This is a genomic window from Cyclobacteriaceae bacterium (assembly GCA_030584025.1).
Taxonomy (GTDB): domain Bacteria; phylum Bacteroidota; class Bacteroidia; order Cytophagales; family Cyclobacteriaceae; genus UBA2336.
The window spans coordinates 802,309-818,512 of the sequence record CP129487.1; the positions used below are offsets into that span (position 1 = coordinate 802,309).

General features: G+C 42.8%; 18 protein-coding genes. 12 read left to right on the top strand and 6 right to left on the bottom strand.

Features of this window, described 5'->3' with window-relative positions:
* Positions 1 to 8: 8 nt before the first annotated feature.
* The 12 genes from QY309_03855 to QY309_03910 all read left to right on the top strand — a co-directional run bounded on the left by QY309_03855 (position 9) and on the right by QY309_03910 (position 11,687).
* Positions 9 to 2,441: a heavy metal translocating P-type ATPase metal-binding domain-containing protein gene (locus tag QY309_03855; GenBank protein ID WKZ60613.1), complete on the top strand. Its 2,433-nt coding sequence runs from the start codon at positions 9 to 11 to the stop codon at positions 2,439 to 2,441.
* A gap of 5 nt (positions 2,442 to 2,446) precedes the next feature.
* A complete protein-coding gene (ccoS, locus tag QY309_03860) occupies positions 2,447 to 2,632 on the top strand; it encodes a cbb3-type cytochrome oxidase assembly protein CcoS (GenBank protein WKZ60614.1) in 186 nt (61 codons plus the stop codon).
* 232 nt (positions 2,633 to 2,864) lie between these two features.
* Positions 2,865 to 3,326 carry a c-type cytochrome gene (locus tag QY309_03865; GenBank protein WKZ60615.1) on the top strand — a complete coding sequence of 154 codons (462 nt, stop codon included), beginning with the start codon at positions 2,865 to 2,867 and terminating at the stop codon, positions 3,324 to 3,326.
* Positions 3,327 to 3,348: 22 nt separating this feature from the next.
* The gene (locus QY309_03870; protein WKZ60616.1) at positions 3,349 to 3,897 is read left to right on the top strand and encodes a fasciclin domain-containing protein; all 549 of its coding nucleotides are present in this window, start codon (positions 3,349 to 3,351) and stop codon (positions 3,895 to 3,897) included.
* Between the two features lie 27 nt (positions 3,898 to 3,924).
* Positions 3,925 to 5,901, top strand: coding sequence for a Sec-dependent nitrous-oxide reductase (gene nosZ / locus QY309_03875; GenBank protein WKZ60617.1), 1,977 nt, complete (start codon positions 3,925 to 3,927; stop codon positions 5,899 to 5,901).
* A 129-nt stretch (positions 5,902 to 6,030) separates the two neighbouring features.
* On the top strand, positions 6,031 to 6,615 hold the full coding sequence (locus QY309_03880) for a hypothetical protein (GenBank protein WKZ60618.1): 585 nt from the start codon (positions 6,031 to 6,033) through the stop codon (positions 6,613 to 6,615).
* Positions 6,612 to 7,055: a nitrous oxide reductase accessory protein NosL gene (locus tag QY309_03885; GenBank protein WKZ60619.1), complete on the top strand. Its 444-nt coding sequence runs from the start codon at positions 6,612 to 6,614 to the stop codon at positions 7,053 to 7,055. Before QY309_03880 ends, QY309_03885 begins: the two co-directional genes overlap by 4 nt.
* 32 nt (positions 7,056 to 7,087) lie before the next feature.
* Positions 7,088 to 8,335, top strand: a complete 1,248-nt coding sequence (locus tag QY309_03890; GenBank protein WKZ60620.1) for a nitrous oxide reductase family maturation protein NosD — start codon at positions 7,088 to 7,090, stop codon at positions 8,333 to 8,335.
* Positions 8,322 to 9,053 carry an ABC transporter ATP-binding protein gene (locus tag QY309_03895; GenBank protein ID WKZ60621.1) on the top strand — a complete coding sequence of 244 codons (732 nt, stop codon included), beginning with the start codon at positions 8,322 to 8,324 and terminating at the stop codon, positions 9,051 to 9,053. The genes QY309_03890 and QY309_03895 overlap by 14 nt, the downstream gene beginning before the upstream one ends.
* A gap of 186 nt (positions 9,054 to 9,239) precedes the next feature.
* Positions 9,240 to 10,007 carry an ABC transporter permease subunit gene (locus tag QY309_03900; GenBank protein ID WKZ60622.1) on the top strand — a complete coding sequence of 256 codons (768 nt, stop codon included), beginning with the start codon at positions 9,240 to 9,242 and terminating at the stop codon, positions 10,005 to 10,007.
* A gap of 9 nt (positions 10,008 to 10,016) precedes the next feature.
* Positions 10,017 to 11,210: an exo-alpha-sialidase gene (locus tag QY309_03905; GenBank protein ID WKZ60623.1), complete on the top strand. Its 1,194-nt coding sequence runs from the start codon at positions 10,017 to 10,019 to the stop codon at positions 11,208 to 11,210.
* A gap of 117 nt (positions 11,211 to 11,327) precedes the next feature.
* Positions 11,328 to 11,687 carry a group III truncated hemoglobin gene (locus QY309_03910; GenBank protein WKZ60624.1) on the top strand — a complete coding sequence of 120 codons (360 nt, stop codon included), beginning with the start codon at positions 11,328 to 11,330 and terminating at the stop codon, positions 11,685 to 11,687.
* Here the strand turns inward: QY309_03910 and QY309_03915 are convergent, their stop codons facing one another.
* From QY309_03915 to QY309_03940, 6 genes are all read right to left on the bottom strand, one after another.
* Entirely contained in the window at positions 11,688 to 12,182 is a 495-nt protein-coding gene (locus QY309_03915; protein WKZ60625.1) for a mechanosensitive ion channel family protein, read from the bottom strand.
* Between the two features lie 24 nt (positions 12,183 to 12,206).
* Positions 12,207 to 12,599 (bottom strand): HEPN domain-containing protein, encoded by a 393-nt coding sequence (locus QY309_03920; GenBank protein ID WKZ60626.1) that lies wholly within the window; start codon positions 12,597 to 12,599, stop codon positions 12,207 to 12,209.
* Entirely contained in the window at positions 12,596 to 12,913 is a 318-nt protein-coding gene (locus QY309_03925; GenBank protein ID WKZ60627.1) for a nucleotidyltransferase domain-containing protein, read from the bottom strand. Before QY309_03925 ends, QY309_03920 begins: the two co-directional genes overlap by 4 nt.
* A 52-nt stretch (positions 12,914 to 12,965) precedes the next feature.
* Positions 12,966 to 13,583, bottom strand: a complete 618-nt coding sequence (locus QY309_03930) for a hypothetical protein (protein WKZ60628.1) — start codon at positions 13,581 to 13,583, stop codon at positions 12,966 to 12,968.
* A gap of 305 nt (positions 13,584 to 13,888) precedes the next feature.
* Complete coding sequence (locus QY309_03935; GenBank protein WKZ60629.1) at positions 13,889 to 14,659, bottom strand: hypothetical protein; 771 nt, start codon at positions 14,657 to 14,659, stop codon at positions 13,889 to 13,891.
* A 724-nt stretch (positions 14,660 to 15,383) separates the two neighbouring features.
* Positions 15,384 to 16,085 carry a hypothetical protein gene (locus tag QY309_03940; GenBank protein ID WKZ60630.1) on the bottom strand — a complete coding sequence of 234 codons (702 nt, stop codon included), beginning with the start codon at positions 16,083 to 16,085 and terminating at the stop codon, positions 15,384 to 15,386.
* Positions 16,086 to 16,204: the final 119 nt, after the last annotated feature.

The window sequence follows — 16,204 nt, forward strand, 5'->3', positions numbered from 1 at the left end:
TTATTTTTGTGGCCACTACACAACACGCTAGCACGGAAGTACAACCCGTAACCGATCAGGAAGTTACCTGTTATCACTGCGGTGAAGTGTGTGATGACTTGTTGTGGCAAGACGATAAACCGTTTTGCTGCTACGGCTGTAAAACGGTTTACGAAATTCTCAATGCCAATGATCTGTGTGCGTATTACGACCTGGAAAAAAATCCGGGTACCACGTTGCGCCACGTAAGCGATGAAGCGTATGTGTATCTGGACGATCCGCAGATTAAAAGAAAACTGGTAAGCTTTGATTCTGATACATTTGCCCGTGTTCAGTTTTATATTCCGGCCATTCACTGCGTTTCGTGTATCTGGTTGTTGGAGAATCTGCAAAAGTTGAATACCGGTATTCTGCGATCAGAAGTAAATTTTGTTCGAAAGACTGCCACGATTGATTTTAATCCGAAGCTTATACCATTAAGCGCGGTAGCGCGACTGATTACCTCGGTTGGGTATGCGCCCAAAATAAACCTGGATGCCGAACAAAAAGCAGAAAAATCAGGTGCGGTCTACGATAAATCATTGGTGTTAAAACTTTCCATTGCCGGCTTCTGCTTCGGCAACGTGATGTTGTTCAGCTTTCCCGAGTATCTGGGCCTCGATCCTTCCGAAGGGCAACTGGCACAAATTTTTTCATGGTTGAATATTTTACTCTCGATACCGGTATTGCTGTACAGCGATTCCTATTACATGGTTTCGGCCTGGAAAAGTTACAAGCAACGGCAGATCAACATTGATGTGCCCATTGCGGTAGGGCTGATTGCCTTGTTTGCCAGAAGCGTTTGGGATATTGTTACCGGTTACGGTCCGGGTTACCTCGATTCATTTACGGGTCTGGTGTTTTTCTTGTTGATCGGGCGGTGGTTCCAAAACAAAACGTATGAAAGCCTGGCGTTCGATCGGGATTTTAAATCGTATTTTCCATTAGCTGTATTGCGAAAAGTAAAAAATGACTGGGAACCGGTTGTGGTGTACAACCTCGAAAAGGGAGATCAGATTAAGGTACGCAATATGGAAATCGTACCAGCGGATAGCCTCTTGCTGGATGACAAAGCCTTTATCGACTACAGTTTTGTGACTGGTGAAGCAAAGCCGGTGCTCGTTAAAAAGGGTGATTTGGTTTATGCCGGGGGTAAACTGATCGGGCAACCCATTACCCTGGTGGTTGAAAATCGCACATCACAAAGCCACCTGACCAGCTTGTGGAATAACCAGGTATTTCAAAAACCTGAAGAAAGCCGGTACAAGCGGCTTATTGACAAAGCAGCCAAGCGCTTTACCTGGGTAATTCTTGGTTTGACCCTTGTGGCTGGTGTGTATTGGTATGTGGTTGATCCTTCGCAGGTTTGGTTGATTATAACCTCTATTTTAATAGTGGCTTGCCCATGCGCATTGGCATTAACCGCTCCATTTACCTATGGTAACATGTTGCGGGTATTTGGCAGAAATAAGCTTTATTTAAAAAATGCTGACGTAATTGAGCGTATGGCCGGTATCAATGCGGTTGTTTTCGACAAAACCGGCACGGTAACACACGGTCAGGAACCGGAAATTGTGTTTACGGGAGAACTTTCGGAGGAAGAAAAGAGTTGGATTTACACCTTAACAGGATATTCTACCCATCCCTTAAGCAAGCTCATACACAAACATTTAGGTTACCGGCACACGTATGAGGTAAAAAATTTTAAAGAAATTACGGGTAAAGGGTTAGAAGGAGTTATATCCGGTATTGAGGTTAAGATTGGTTCTGCTATCTTTGTAGGATTCCACGAGCGATTAGAGGATATTGCGTCTACGGTTTTTGTGTCCATCGCGGGTGAAATAAAAGGATATTTTGCGATTCGCACAGCCGTGCGAAACCATATACAAGAAATGTTGGGTCGTCTGGGTGATCAGTGTGTGGCGATGCTTTCGGGGGACAGTAAAGCGGACTATGGGCTGATTCGAACATTGTTCCAACCAGCGACTCAACTTCTTTTTAACCAAAGCCCTCACGATAAATTACACTATATCAGCAACTTGCAACATGGGGGCAAGCGTGTCATGATGTTAGGCGATGGCCTGAATGATTCAGGTGCATTAAAACAAGCCGATGTTGGTATTGCCGTTACCGATGATACAGGTGTTTTTTCACCTGCCTGTGATGGTATTTTGCATGGCGAACAACTCCCCAAGTTGGATACCTTTCTGAAATTGGCACGTTCAGCAACCCGAATTGTTAAAGCGGGTTTTGTATTGTCGTTTACCTACAACGCCATTGCTCTGAGTTTTGCGGTTACGGGGCATTTAACCCCCTTAGTGGCGGCCATTCTTATGCCATTAAGCAGTATTTGTGTGGTGGTATTTACTACCGTAGCAGTAAATACCGCAGCCAGGAAACATCTGAGTAAACGGTTAGCGTAAGCTTTATGTCTATTATTATTTTGCTCATATTGATCAGTCTCTCTATAGCAGTCATCTTTCTGCTCGTTTTCTATTGGAGTATGAAGAGCGGCCAATATGATGATACCTACACGCCCTCCGTCAGAATGCTGTTTGAGGATAAAAAAAAGGAGAAAAAGTCCTCCATAGATAAAAACAAGCATTCGTCTTGAAATATCTGTATTTCTGACTTTTGTCAGCAAAAATTTTACTAATTTCCCTAATCTTTAATCCAGACGGATGTGAGGGGGAGAATCCACTATTTCTACGGATTCTCACAGCATAACAAGTGATATAAATCAAATGCCTTATATGATTCGAGTCATAAGGGCATAGGTAGCCTCAGGCATACCTTGTGCACAAATTAAAAACAAATTGAAAACCGCAAACTAAACCCATATATTTATGAAAAACCTGATGACTGTTCTCGTTGCCGCTGCTATGCTGGCCGCTTGTGCTCCTGACAAACCTCAAGTAGCAGAAGCAGATGAATCCAAAAAAAGTGCTGTTGAAGAAGTGATTGATCCTACTAAAGGAATAGGGCAAGTAAAAAATGTGACCCTTCATAATCCGCTGGATGCTGAACGCGTTCAGCGCGGCAAGGATATCTATGACATGAAGTGTTCTGCGTGTCACCAGCTTACGGATCAACGCGTAGTTGGCCCTGGCTTTAAAGATGTAACCAAACGCAGAAAGCCGGAGTGGATCATGAACATGATCACCAACGTGGATGTCATGCTGGATGAAGATCCCGTAGCACAAGAGCTTCTGGAGCTATGTTTAATGCGCATGCCTAACCAAAATGTTTCCATTGGTGATGCACGCGACATTCTGGAGTTCATGCGCAAAAACGATGGTGAAGAATAGAAACCATTAAACCCTAAATTATATGAAATATCTTCTGATCATCCCACTCATGCTGCTGTTGGCTTGCGGTCAGCAACAAACAGACAGCACGGCTGAAGCAACCGGTGCTCCGCTTGGTGGCGGACAATCGAATGTGAAAGACGAAACATCTGAACCGGATGTTGTGCGGGTGGCTGTCGGCTCTGCCGATCACACAACACTGGTTACCGCTTTAAAAACGGCCAATTATGTTGATGCACTTTCCAATGCTGGTCCCTTTACTGTATTCGCACCGACCAACGCAGCTTTTGAAAAACTTCCGGCTGGTACCGTTGAAGGTTTGCTGAAGCCTGAAAGCAAGGAAGCGCTGCAAAACATTCTGGAATACCATGTGTATGTGGGCGTGATCAATGAAGAGTATATAAGTGATGGCATGACGCTCAACCAGGTTAACCTGGATAATGTAACCTTGAACAAATCAGCAGACGGAAAAATTACGGTGAACGGAGCCAATGTGTTGGGCAAAGTAAAAGCCTCCAACGGGGTGGTGTATGTTATTGATACCGTATTGTTACCACCTGATAAAAAATAACCAAACTAAATTTTAACAACTAAATTCATGAACACAAAAATCAATCGCATAGTATTAACAGTAGGTGTACTGGTGGTGCTCCTGATCGGCTATGGCTGTAAGCCAAAGGGGCCGGCTGATGTAACCACTGGTGATGCAGCTTCAAAAGTGTATGTAGCGCCCGGCCAGTATGATGAGTTTTATAACATCGTATCGGGTGGTTTTAACGGGCAAATGGCCATTTATGGCATTCCTTCGGGAAGGTTATTTAAAATCCTTCCAGTATTCTCTGTATTTCCTGAGAATGGTTACGGATACAGTGAAGAAACAAAACCGATGCTGAACACATCACATGGTTTTGTGCCGTGGGATGATTTGCACCACATTGCGCTGTCAACAACAAAAGGTGAACACGATGGCCGCTGGGCATTTGGTAATGGTAACAATACCCCTCGTGTAGCCCGTGTTGATCTGGCCTCATTCAGAACTGTTGAAATTCTGGAGATACCGAACAGTGGGGGTAATCACTCGTCACCTTTCATTACTGAAAATACCGAGTATGTGGTGGCTGGAACACGCTTCAGTATTCCGTTAGGCGATAACAAGGACGTGCCGATCAGTTCCTACAAAGAAAATTTTAAAGGATCGATCAGCTTTATCAAAGTAAATCAGGAAACCGGCCGCATGAACATTGAGTTTCAATTGCGCACACCGGGTTTCAACTACGACTTGAGCCGAGCCGGTAAAGGCCCGTCACATGGCTGGTTCTTCTTCTCCTGCTACAACACCGAACAGGCCTACACCTTATTGGAAGTGAATGCTTCACGCAACGATAAGGATTTTATCATGGCCGTAAACTGGAAGAAAGCCGAAGAATACATTGCTCAAGGCAAAGGAAAGAAAGAGAAAGCGAAATATGCACACAATACGTATGATGAAAAAACACACATGGCAACCAGTACCATGTTAGATGAAGTGACTGTGTTGGATGTGATGGAATTTCCCGACCTCGTTTATTTCATTCCTTGTCCTAAGTCTCCGCACGGTTGTGATGTGGATCCTACAGGTGAGTACATTGTAGGTAGTGGTAAGCTTGCTGCTTTAATGCCGGTATTCTCTTTCAGTAAATTCCAGACAGCCATTGAGCAAAAGGATTATGAAGGTGACTTCAGTGGTATTCCGGTTATCCGTTATGAGGCTGCGTTACATGGTGAGGTGAAAAAGCCTGGTCTTGGTCCGTTACACACGGAGTTTGATGCCAACGGAAATGCCTATACATCATTCTTTGTATCATCCGAGATTGTAAAATGGAATGTGAAGACGCTGGAAGTATTGGATCGCGTTCCTACCTATTACTCCATCGGTCACCTTTCTGTGCCTGGTGGTCCTACGGCTAAACCACATGGTAAGTACGTAATCGCTTACAATAAGATTACAAAAGATCGCTATTTACCTACAGGCCCTGAATTAACACAAAGTGCCCAGCTCTATTCGATTGAAGGCGATAAGATGCAATTGTTGCTCGACTTCCCTACAACCGGTGAGCCACACTATGCAGAAGCTATCCCGGCCAGTTTGATTCGTGATAAGTCGGTGAAGATTTACCCGATCGAACACAACGAGCACCCATATGCTGCCAAAGGTGAAAAGATGGCACGTGTTGAGCGCAATGGAAAAGACGTTCACGTTTACATGACAGCCATTCGTTCACACTTAACACCGGATAACATTGAGGGTGTTCGCGTAGGAGATGATGTATACTTCCACGTTACAAACCTGGAGCAGGATTGGGATGTGCCGCACGGATTTGCCATTAAAGGTGCAAACAACGCAGAGATATTAATCATGCCGGGTGAAACCCAAACGTTGAAGTGGACAGCAAAAGAACCCGGTGTAGTGCCTTTCTATTGCACCGACTTCTGTTCGGCTCTTCACCAGGAGATGTCAGGATACCTGCGCGTATCGCCTGCCAACTCCAACACACCTCTTAAATTTTCAACCGGTGATACCGGAGGTCAGAAATAGTGGCGCTGACTAACAGGTTGATCCATAGTTTGCAGGTTGAAAAAAGCGTCCCTGTCCCGCAAGGGGCAGGGCGCTTACTTAATGACGATGGGTTCATGAGTGCTTGTAGAATCCACTAAACAAAACATCATGAAAAAATTAAAAACATCAACGCGGATCATCATTGCCATCGCTTCTTTAGCGATGATCAGCGCATACTACGTACCCTTATGGCAAATTTTGATGTGGGCGCCACAATACCCCGAAGGACTGGAAATGAAAATATGGATTGATAACCTTTCGGGTGATGTGAAAATAATCTCTGCGCTTAACCATTACATCGGGATGAAGCACATTGAAGTAAGCATGTTCCCTGAATTCAAATACATGATCTACATTGTTGGTGCATTGATCGGATTTGGGTTGCTTACCAGTTTGGTGAACAGACGTTTTATGCTCGTAGCTTTTGGTTCTTTGATTATCGCATCAGGCATAGCTGCGCTGGTAGATTTCTACCTGTGGGGTTATGATTATGGCCATAATCTTGATCCGACAGCACCTATAGTTGTGCCGGGCATGGCCTACCAGCCACCCGTTATTGGCACGAAACAATTATTAAACTTTACAGCCTTTTCAGGTCCGGATATCGGAGGATGGATTTTTCTGGTGATTGGATTAACGATTATCGGACTGTTGGCACTTGAAATTTTTAAATACGGAAAATCAGCAAAATGAAACGAATCGCCACATTCATAGCTTTAGCTGCACTGATAGGATTGAGTTCAGCATGCAACGTTGAACCGGAAGCCATCCGGTACGGAACCGATAATTGCCACTCGTGCAAAATGACCTTAATGGATAAGCGCTTTGGCGCGGAGGTCGTTACCGCTAAAGGAAAAATATACAAGTTTGATGACGTGAACTGCTTAATGAGTTTTGTTAACTCTCCGGAGGTTACGTCACGCGATATGAAGTACACCCTGGTAACCGATTTTTCTCAGCCGGAAAAACTCATTGATGCAACCATAGCCTTCTATGTAAAATCTCCGGAAATAAAATCGCCAATGGCCAGCCAGGTGGCTGCCTTTGAAACAGAGGAGGCTTATAAACAACACAAGAAAGAACTAAATGGTATTTATTTAACATGGGGCGAGTTGACCGCACAATTTAAGTGAACGTTCGCAGCCCTCATTTGTCGCCACACAAAATGAAGGACTACATTCGATATAGTATTTTATGTCTTTTTACACTGCTGCTGCTTCCGGCAACGGCCAACATCATTGTTGTTCAGTCAGGCGGAAAGATCAGCAGTATCCGATCGGCCATAGCACAGGCAAATGCCGGAGACACCATTCGGGTTAAAGCCGGTACCTACCGCGAAGGAAATATCTTAATAACCAAGCCGCTCGTTTTGATCGGGGAGGGTAAGCCGGTTGTTGACGGAGAACACAAGGTTGAAGTATTCACCGTTGAAGCGGAGCACGTTACCATTGAAGGATTCCAGATTACTAATTCGGGTGTGAGCAGCATGAAAGACCTGGCGGGTATAGGTTCCTTGCAAGGAAACTTTCTGGTTGTTCGGAACAATGAATTTATCGCAACCTTTTTCGGGGTACACATTTCCAACGCGAAGCATGTTATCGTAGAAGGAAATACGTTCCGTGCTTCCTTACGTGCCGATCACGAAACCGGTAACGGCATTCACCTCTGGCAGTGCGCTAACGCCACCATTCGCAATAATACGATCAACGGCCATCGCGATGGCATTTACTTCGAGTTTGTGACCAACTCCCTTATTTCAGGAAACACCAGCGAGAAAAACAATCGCTACGGATTGCACTTCATGTTCTCGCATGATGATGAGTACCGCGACAATATTTTTCGTAACAATGGTGCGGGCGTGGCCGTCATGTACACTAAAAACGTAACGATGGTAAACAACATCTTCGATCGCAACTGGGGGCCTACGGCCTACGGCTTGTTACTGAAAGATATTCGCGACAGCCATATCATTGGAAACCGGTTTGATCGCAACACGATTGCTATTTATATGGAAGGATCAAGTCGCTCGGAATTTAAAAAGAATACCTTCGTAGGAAACGGATGGGCCGTGAAGTTGCAGGCAAGCTGTGATGATAATACTTTCTCTGAGAATAATTTCACGTCCAATACATTTGATTTGTCTACCAATGGTACGATGGTGCTGAATAAAATTGATCGCAACTACTGGGATAAATACCAGGGATACGATTTGAATAAGGATGGAGTGGGTGATGTTCCATTCCGTCCGGTGAATATGTACGCGATGGTGGTGGAACGTATACCCACAGCCGTTTTGTTGTGGCGGAGCTTTTTGGTCTTCTTGCTGGACAGGGCTGAAAAAGTTTTCCCCGCAGTAACTCCCGAGAATTTAAAAGATGATTACCCAAGCATGAAACCCTATGATCTCAGTTAAAGAATTAAAGAAAAGTTTTGGTAAGCTGCAGGCGTTGAAAGGGGTGAGTGCTGACTTCACTTCCGGAAAATCATATGCACTGATCGGCCCCAATGGTTCAGGTAAAACCACCTTAATCAAATCGGTGTTGGGTATGGTTATACCTACCGCTGGCGAGATTTGGGTGGATGGTGAAAATGTTCGTAACCATTGGAGCTACCGTGAGAAGATTGGCTACATGCCACAAATTGGTCGCTATCCGGATAATATGCGCATCGGTCAGTTGCTGGATATGATGAAGAACATCCGGAAAAATCCTCCCATACTGGATGAAGAGTTAATTGAAGCCTTTAAACTGGAACAGATGCTTGATAAACGCATGCACACGCTATCGGGCGGTACGCGCCAGAAGGTGAGCGCGGCACTGGCGTTCTTGTTTAACCCACCTGTGTTGTTTTTGGATGAACCCACTGCAGGGCTTGATCCGGTGTCGGTGGAGATTTTAAAAGAAAAAATCCTGAAGGAAAAAGAAAATGGCAAGCTGATGATCATCACTTCGCACATCATGAGCGATCTGGATGACCTGGCTACAGAAGTGATGTATTTGCAAGAAGGATTAATCCGATACAACAACTCGATTGCTGAATTGAAAGACATTACCGGTGAACAGCGATTAGGTAAAGCCATGGCGAAGATGATTCGTAGTTTGGAGAATGTAAAAGAAAAAGTAAACGTATAAATAAATGAACCTCGTCATTGCGAGGAATTGGAGGGAATGAGCTTGGGATGACGCCCGCCTGACCGGACGGGCAGGAAGCAATCCGAAAAAAAGGTGAAAGTATACAATGAAATTAGGGATTGCTTCGCGCCAACACAGTTCCCCTTCTTCCGCTCGCGATGACGAATAATCTTAAAAAAATAAATCATGACTCGCGTAATTAAATATGTTTTCTACGATATTCTCCGCACCCGGTTTATTCTGGCGTACACGGCTTTTTTGCTGCTGAGTACAATTGCCATGTTTCAGTTGGATTCCGATACCGGAAAGGTAATCATGAGTCTGATGAACATTGTACTGATGGTGGTTCCGCTGGTGAGTATTGTGTTCAGTACCATTCACTTTTATAATTCGTATGAGTTTATCGAGTTGATGCTTTCGCAACCCGTAAACCGAAGGGTGGTTTTTCTGGGCGAATATTTCGCAGTGGCCATCTCCCTGTGTTTTTCCTTTACCATTGGTGTGGGCCTTCCGGTTGTGCTATACGGCACAGGCGCAAGCGGATTCACGTTGCTGTACACCGGCCTTATGCTTACGCTGGTATTCGTGTCGATGGCGTTTCTGTCATCTGTCCTTACACGCGATAAAGCGAAAGCCATAGGCGTTGCGCTGCTGTTCTGGTTTTACTTCTCGCTGATTTACGATGGCCTGTTGATGTGGATCATTTACACGTTCATGGATTATCCGTTGGAGAAAGTAACGCTTGCACTGGTTTCGTTAAACCCGGTCGATCTGGCGCGGATTCTAATGCTATTGCAACTCGACATTTCCGCATTAATGGGTTACACCGGTGCATTCTATAAAGATTTCTTTGGCAGCAGTATGGGGTTGATTTTTTCTTCCGTGATTTTAATGTTGTGGATTGTGCTTCCGGTTTGGGGTGCTTTGCGTATTTTCAAGCGCAAAGATTTATAACTCCGTTTCATGAAGCATACGTTTCTTCTTGCTGCTTTCTTTAGTGTTTTTGTTTCCTGTAGCGATAGCAAAAAACTGTTTGTTGTTGAGGCAATTAATTCGCCAGCCGGTTCAATTTCGGCCGAGCCATACTTGTTCACCGATCCTTTAGGAGCCATTCACCTGACCTGGATTGAACGCGTGGACACCATCAATTACCTCAAGCTTTCGCATTGGCAAAATGAGGCATGGTCGGAGCCGGTAGTGATTACCTCGGGCAGCGATTGGTTTGTTAACTGGGCCGACTATCCATTGCTGGTAAGTGATGGGAAAGGAAAGTTTATTGCCCACATATTAAAGAAGAGTGGCGAAGGAACATTTGCATACGATGTGGCGGTGGCGCATTCATCTGATGGCACTGCCTGGAGTGAACCAACCGTGCTGCACGATGACGGCAAACAAGCCGAGCATGGATTTGTGTCGTTTGTTCCGTATGCGGAAAACGTTTTTGTTTCCTGGCTGGATGGCAGAAATACGGTAGGCGATGAGCCCACCGATCATGACGACCACGGGCATCATGGCGAAATGACTGTTCGTGCTGCCGTACTTTCGTACGATGGAAATAAATTAAATGAATGGGAACTGGATAGCCGGGTGTGCGATTGTTGCCAGACCACTTCCGCTATTACAACAAACGGACCTGTGGTGATTTACCGCGATCGTTCCGAAACAGAAATTCGCGACATGTCAATTGTGCGGTTGGTCAATGATACATGGACGGAACCAAAACCAATCTTCAGCGACCAGTGGGAGATTAGCGGCTGTCCGGTGAATGGCCCACGCTGTGAGGCCATCGGCAATACCCTGGCGGTTGCATGGTTTACCATGGCCAATGAAAAACCTGCTGCCAGCGTAATTTTTTCTGACGATGGCGGAGAAACATTTAACCAACCCATTCAACTGAATAAAAGTGAAGAAGCCATTGGCCGGGTTGATCTGGTTTTGCTGAATGAGCAAACCGCGGTGGTAAGTTGGATGGAGGGAACAAACATTCATGTGGCACAAGTAACAAAAGACGGAAACGTGGAGCGCGTTTCGGTTTTGGCCGAATCATCGGAGTCGCGGTCGAGTGGTTTTCCACAACTGACTAAGGGAGATGGATTCATTATGGCCGCATGGACGGATGCTGAAGCCAAAACGGTACGTACTGCAAAATTGAAGTGATGCCAAAATTTACTTTTGTTAAACACATAGGCACATAGTGCACATAGTTGAGTAGGCTAAAATTTCTATGTGATCTATGTTTCTATGTGGTTAAAATATTCTTGACTAAAGTTTTGTATGAAAAAGGAAATTCAATCCCGGGCCGAAATCAAACTTTTGGTTGACAGTTTTTACGAAAAGGTAAATGCCGATGAACTGCTCGGCCCTGTATTCGGGCATGTGGATTGGCCCCATCATTTACCCATCATGTACAACTTCTGGAGCTCGGTGTTGTTGGGTGAGATGTCGTACAGCGGTAACCCCATGGCCAAACACCTGAACCTGGCTATCGGGAAAGAACATTTTACACGATGGCTGGAGCTGTTTACGGCAACCGTAGACGAACACTTTGAAGGCTACAACGCCACCGAAGCCAAGAACCGTGCGCATACGGTAGCGCAGTTGTTCCAGTATAAAATGGGATTACTGGAGAAGTAACTATTGTGACTCCACCTTAATCATTTTTTGAAACAACAATGAGTTGGGAATGGTGATGATTTCTTTCTCCTCCGTTTCAATGCTTACGAAAAAGGCACCAATGTCTTTGATTTTTCCGGTTAGCGGATAGTCTTTATCCAGGATGCTGATGGTATCGCCCACCTTGGCGGGATGGCTCACAAACAACAGGATGCTGGCTGTTACGTTGGAGAGCATAGACCATTGCGCGAACAACGCAATACCCATTATGGCGATGAAGGAGGAGAGAAATAGCACTAATTCATTTTGATCAACACCCCAGATGAACAGCAACGTAATGGCCGCTGCCGTATACAAACCGATGTTGATCACTTTTACCGTGAAGAGCGTACGGTCTTTCTGCAGGTGATAGCGGTTGCCAATTTTTTTGAGTGTGCCCTTTATAACCAGCACTAAAATCACCAACCCGACAATGACCAGTACAGTTTCAACAAGTTTTAAATGAAGGGGTTCCATGGATAGATTAAACAGAATCTAGTTTTATTCGTTTATTGTTTTTTCAAGTTCTTTAATAAAATCGACTGTTGGTGGGTAGAGTCTTAAGGCGGTCTCCTCGTCTATGTCAAAAAAATCGTTATAATCTCCCTTTTGCCTTTTTTCAAACAATTCTGAATAATGTTTTCCAAAGTCACGTCCGATCACTCCGGTTTGTATATACAGCTGTCCAAATTTTTGTCTGCTACCGGAGTGACTTGAAACTTCGACTTTGTTTTTTGAAAGGAGTGCTCCAACGGCATAGAAACAAGCGTAGTACATTCTGTTAACTGCGGTATTCCAAAATTTATTTTCAAGCAATACCTTAGTCTCTGCGATAGTTTCGTTTGCTTTTTGTAGCCTGTACTTTATGTAATCTTCAGCACTATAGTCTCTCATAAGAGTTTACCCTCTCTCATAATGTTTGCATAGAATGGGGTTACTCTATGTTTAGTGCGCCATTCCTTTTCTGAATATACCATTGGGCTAATAACTTGCCCGGTTTCGAATTCAAGGTCATAGAGTGGGTAAGTCACACTTTTCTCGACATCAGCTGTAATGTTGTCCTTATTCAAAAGGATAAGTAGATCCCAATCAGAGTCCGGTCGCATGGTTCCCCGTGCCCGTGAACCATACAGATAAATTTTAGCTGTTGGCTCTTTTTCCAGGACAATTCGTTTTATCTCCTTTAGTATTTTTTGTTGATCGGGCATAGCGCAAATTTACTACTTTTTCAGCTTTCCTGAACCCTGTAGTGTGGTTCTGTTAGCTATCCCCAACAGTCATTTTATTACCCACACTAACAAGAAACATCAAAACGTCTTCAGTCAGGTTTCGTTCCGTTCTCAGCAGGCCCCAATTTCCGTTTATCTCAACGGTCAGGTTCTTAATGTTCTCCAGTGATTTCATGAGTCCGTGGGGCAGGTGCTTTTTTACCAGGTCGGGGTTTTCTCCAACAACATAATGGTTTTTACTGAAATTCGGGAATTCAGCAAAATCAATATCGACCTTCGTGAACAGATCAAGTACTTTATCTACAAGCATCTCTTTTCTGATGTAGACTTTGCCCATGTCATGCGGAATGCTGAAAACCAGTACAGGTTCCACTTCTTCAATTTCTTTTTCCGTTCTGCGGTGCCTTTTGGTTTCGATAATGGTGAGGTGCTTATCGATTAATACAATGAGAAATGAACCATTGTTCCCCTTCACTTCAATCACTTTATGGATGTACAGGCTTCTGTATTTTTTCAATTCCTCAAATCTTGATAGAAGCTTAAGTCCGGTGGTGGTGTCTTTTCTTTTTAGTTCAAACTGGTGCTGAATATTTTTAAGGGTTGACTCGAATAGGTTTTCAGTTGAGGGGTCAAGGGGTTTGTAATCCATTAAAGATTTGTTTAATACTTTTGTTGTGGAACAAGTGTACCAATATCGGCCACCGTTTTCACCAGATGGTTAATAAAATTAAAACACTGATGAAAAGTCCAAGTGCAGCATAGTAAAAATGCTTATGAATCGCTTTTTTATCAAGTTGGGCGAAAAAGCCGAATAGTAGATTCATCGCTAACAGGATAATGAAAACCAAAGACGAAATGATTATGCTTTTGTCACTGTCTGAGTTGTATTCGTAACGTACAACTAAAAACAACAGTATTGCATTTATTCCATATATCAATTTTTCCATTCTCTATTCAATTCCACCATTCTGTTAGTTCTTGTTTCTGAGCTTCGATATTTCTATAGAGCCAGGCCTGTTGGTAAATCGCCCATCCTTTGTCTAAGTATTTGTTGCTTGGAGAAAATTCAGCCGCACCTACATCAAAATCCTGGTTAGCAAGTGGAACCCGGAAGTCACCCCAATTGCAGGAAAGCGTTTGTCTTGTTTTGTAACTTACCCAAGTACCTATAAAAGCGTTATTCATATAGCTATCAGCTCCAGATTCGATTTGGTCATATTGAATTCTATTGCTTGAATCGAGGTACCATTTAGTGTAAAGAGTTCCCTCAAACCTTCCTCCTTCAGGCTGCTTTTTACTTTCCTCAAACCTGTATTTGGCAATAAGTACCCCTTGCGCAAGGATATTGCTGTCTGCGTATATATTGTCAACACCAAGATGATGTTTTTTGAATGTATTGATTTGAAATAATTTAATAGTTCCCGAAAAATCCCTGACGAGGTTGTTTCGTAGTGATTTACCTTTCACGGTGTAGGTGTTTGAGTCAGTCTTAAGAACTTCAAGAAACTTGATTCTGATTCTTTCATGTTCAGCGCCAATAATGCCTACGATTAGATGATTTTTAGTTGTATTCCAGGTTGATGAAAAGTCATACTGGTTATACTGTGATATTATGTTATCAGGATTAAGTTCGTCTTCTGGTAAAAACTTATTTATAAAATCAGAGTAATTTTGAGATAATCCCCTCAAAGATATGAATAGTAGTATGACCAATAGTCTATTCATTTTGCAGTTCAATTATTTTGTTGTTGGTGAAGAACCTGACTGCCGCAGGCAGGCACCAACAACGGCTGAGTTGTCAAGTCCTTTCACAATTATATAAGTATCACTTTATATTTTTGATTCGTTAAAATCCATATTGAAGAAAATACGATTATCAATAGTAATGTTGTCAATATGAATTTCCTGTTGTAATTCTCTCTTTTGGATGTTTTATATGTTAACAAAAAGTGTAGAGAGGTAAACAGTATTGGAAGAGTAAATAAGCCAATATTTAAATATATGCCAATTCTGCCTAAGTCATTTGGGTTTCTGAAGTTCATAACCCCTGACAGCAATTCTAAATAAAAGCACGATAACAGAAAAGGGTAAAGATTCTTATTGGAATTTTGCTTTATTAGTAGATAGAAAATAATCGCTTGAAGAAGTGTTATTAGTGGTCCTACACAACTAATAACTGTGTAGTGCCAATCCTTGGTATATTTTCCTGCAATGGGATATGCGGTGTTTAAAGTCATTCTCATTTCATATCCGAGAAATTCTCCCATTGTCCAATGCGTAAGTTCATGAATTAAAAATGTGAATACAACAGCTAAAAGTGAGTACAGAATATATTTATATGTCCACATATCTTAAATAAAAAAACTTGCTGGCACTACGGGCGACTGTGTCGCCCGCCATTAAACAAACCGGGTGTTGGCGGCAGTTTTTACCTAATCAATTACTTTTTCTATTTTTCTAAAGATACTATTACTTTATAGTCCTCAGCTTTGTATTTCTTGCTTATATCGGGATAAGGAGTAATGTCTAGCAACTTATATGTCATTCCGTTTATTAGTGTGTCTCTCTTAAGTTCTGGTGATATATCAATTGTTGCTAAGTCAAATGTATGTTCTGTATTTCCGTCAACAATTAAATGAAATCTTGCAGCAGCATACCCTGACCAAATACAATCAGCACCTTTAGGGCATCGCGACTCATTAATTAGATAGCCCTGTAATCGAATTCCAGTTTCAAAGTCAAAGTATAGATCATTTACTCCTAAAATAACTTCATTGTTCTCCTTGTCGGATTTTATGCTAAACCTTTGATAAATCTTTGTTGGATTTTCCGGAATAACTGTCAAGTCGGAAATTTCAATTTTATCTTTGTCAATAAATGTTAAATCATGTATTGTTTCTCCTTCATTGTCACCGATAAAGTCAATTGCGATTTTATTGTCAAATAACCGGTAGTTGAAATTCTCATACCGTTCGTAGTTTTTAGAGTAAAGGCCAAATCTGCCTTCATTTTTTGAGTAAAATTCTAGGAATTGTAACCCAAAACTCTCGGTATCAATCCACTCTCCACTTAACTCAAAAGTTGTTTCCTCGTCTGAACAACTTATTAGTCCAAGCAGTAATATAAGTCCGAATACTTTTTTAGTTTTCATAAATTAGCCTTTTATTCCGTTAGACACACATTTTCTTCATTTTGTTGTAATGACTAAATTTTTTGGTCTAACTGATAAAATTGCGGCCAACTTTAAAATATATTCATTGAATATATATC

What these genes read in the sequence shown, in the direction of transcription:
- QY309_03900 (WKZ60622.1), top strand. Translation starts at nt 9,240, where the DNA reads ATGACTCGCGTAATTAAATATGTTTTCTACGATATTCTCCGCACCCGG.
- QY309_03915 (WKZ60625.1), bottom strand. Translation starts at nt 12,182, where the DNA reads ATGGAACCCCTTCATTTAAAACTTGTTGAAACTGTACTGGTCATTGTC.
- QY309_03895 (WKZ60621.1), top strand. Translation starts at nt 8,322, where the DNA reads ATGATCTCAGTTAAAGAATTAAAGAAAAGTTTTGGTAAGCTGCAGGCG.
- QY309_03870 (WKZ60616.1), top strand. Translation starts at nt 3,349, where the DNA reads ATGAAATATCTTCTGATCATCCCACTCATGCTGCTGTTGGCTTGCGGT.
- QY309_03890 (WKZ60620.1), top strand. Translation starts at nt 7,088, where the DNA reads ATGAAGGACTACATTCGATATAGTATTTTATGTCTTTTTACACTGCTG.
- QY309_03920 (WKZ60626.1), bottom strand. Translation starts at nt 12,599, where the DNA reads ATGAGAGACTATAGTGCTGAAGATTACATAAAGTACAGGCTACAAAAA.
- nosZ (WKZ60617.1), top strand. Translation starts at nt 3,925, where the DNA reads ATGAACACAAAAATCAATCGCATAGTATTAACAGTAGGTGTACTGGTG.
- QY309_03885 (WKZ60619.1), top strand. Translation starts at nt 6,612, where the DNA reads ATGAAACGAATCGCCACATTCATAGCTTTAGCTGCACTGATAGGATTG.
- QY309_03905 (WKZ60623.1), top strand. Translation starts at nt 10,017, where the DNA reads ATGAAGCATACGTTTCTTCTTGCTGCTTTCTTTAGTGTTTTTGTTTCC.
- QY309_03930 (WKZ60628.1), bottom strand. Translation starts at nt 13,583, where the DNA reads ATGGATTACAAACCCCTTGACCCCTCAACTGAAAACCTATTCGAGTCA.
- QY309_03925 (WKZ60627.1), bottom strand. Translation starts at nt 12,913, where the DNA reads ATGCCCGATCAACAAAAAATACTAAAGGAGATAAAACGAATTGTCCTG.
- QY309_03880 (WKZ60618.1), top strand. Translation starts at nt 6,031, where the DNA reads ATGAAAAAATTAAAAACATCAACGCGGATCATCATTGCCATCGCTTCT.
- QY309_03940 (WKZ60630.1), bottom strand. Translation starts at nt 16,085, where the DNA reads ATGAAAACTAAAAAAGTATTCGGACTTATATTACTGCTTGGACTAATA.
- ccoS (WKZ60614.1), top strand. Translation starts at nt 2,447, where the DNA reads ATGTCTATTATTATTTTGCTCATATTGATCAGTCTCTCTATAGCAGTC.
- QY309_03865 (WKZ60615.1), top strand. Translation starts at nt 2,865, where the DNA reads ATGAAAAACCTGATGACTGTTCTCGTTGCCGCTGCTATGCTGGCCGCT.
- QY309_03935 (WKZ60629.1), bottom strand. Translation starts at nt 14,659, where the DNA reads ATGAATAGACTATTGGTCATACTACTATTCATATCTTTGAGGGGATTA.
- QY309_03910 (WKZ60624.1), top strand. Translation starts at nt 11,328, where the DNA reads ATGAAAAAGGAAATTCAATCCCGGGCCGAAATCAAACTTTTGGTTGAC.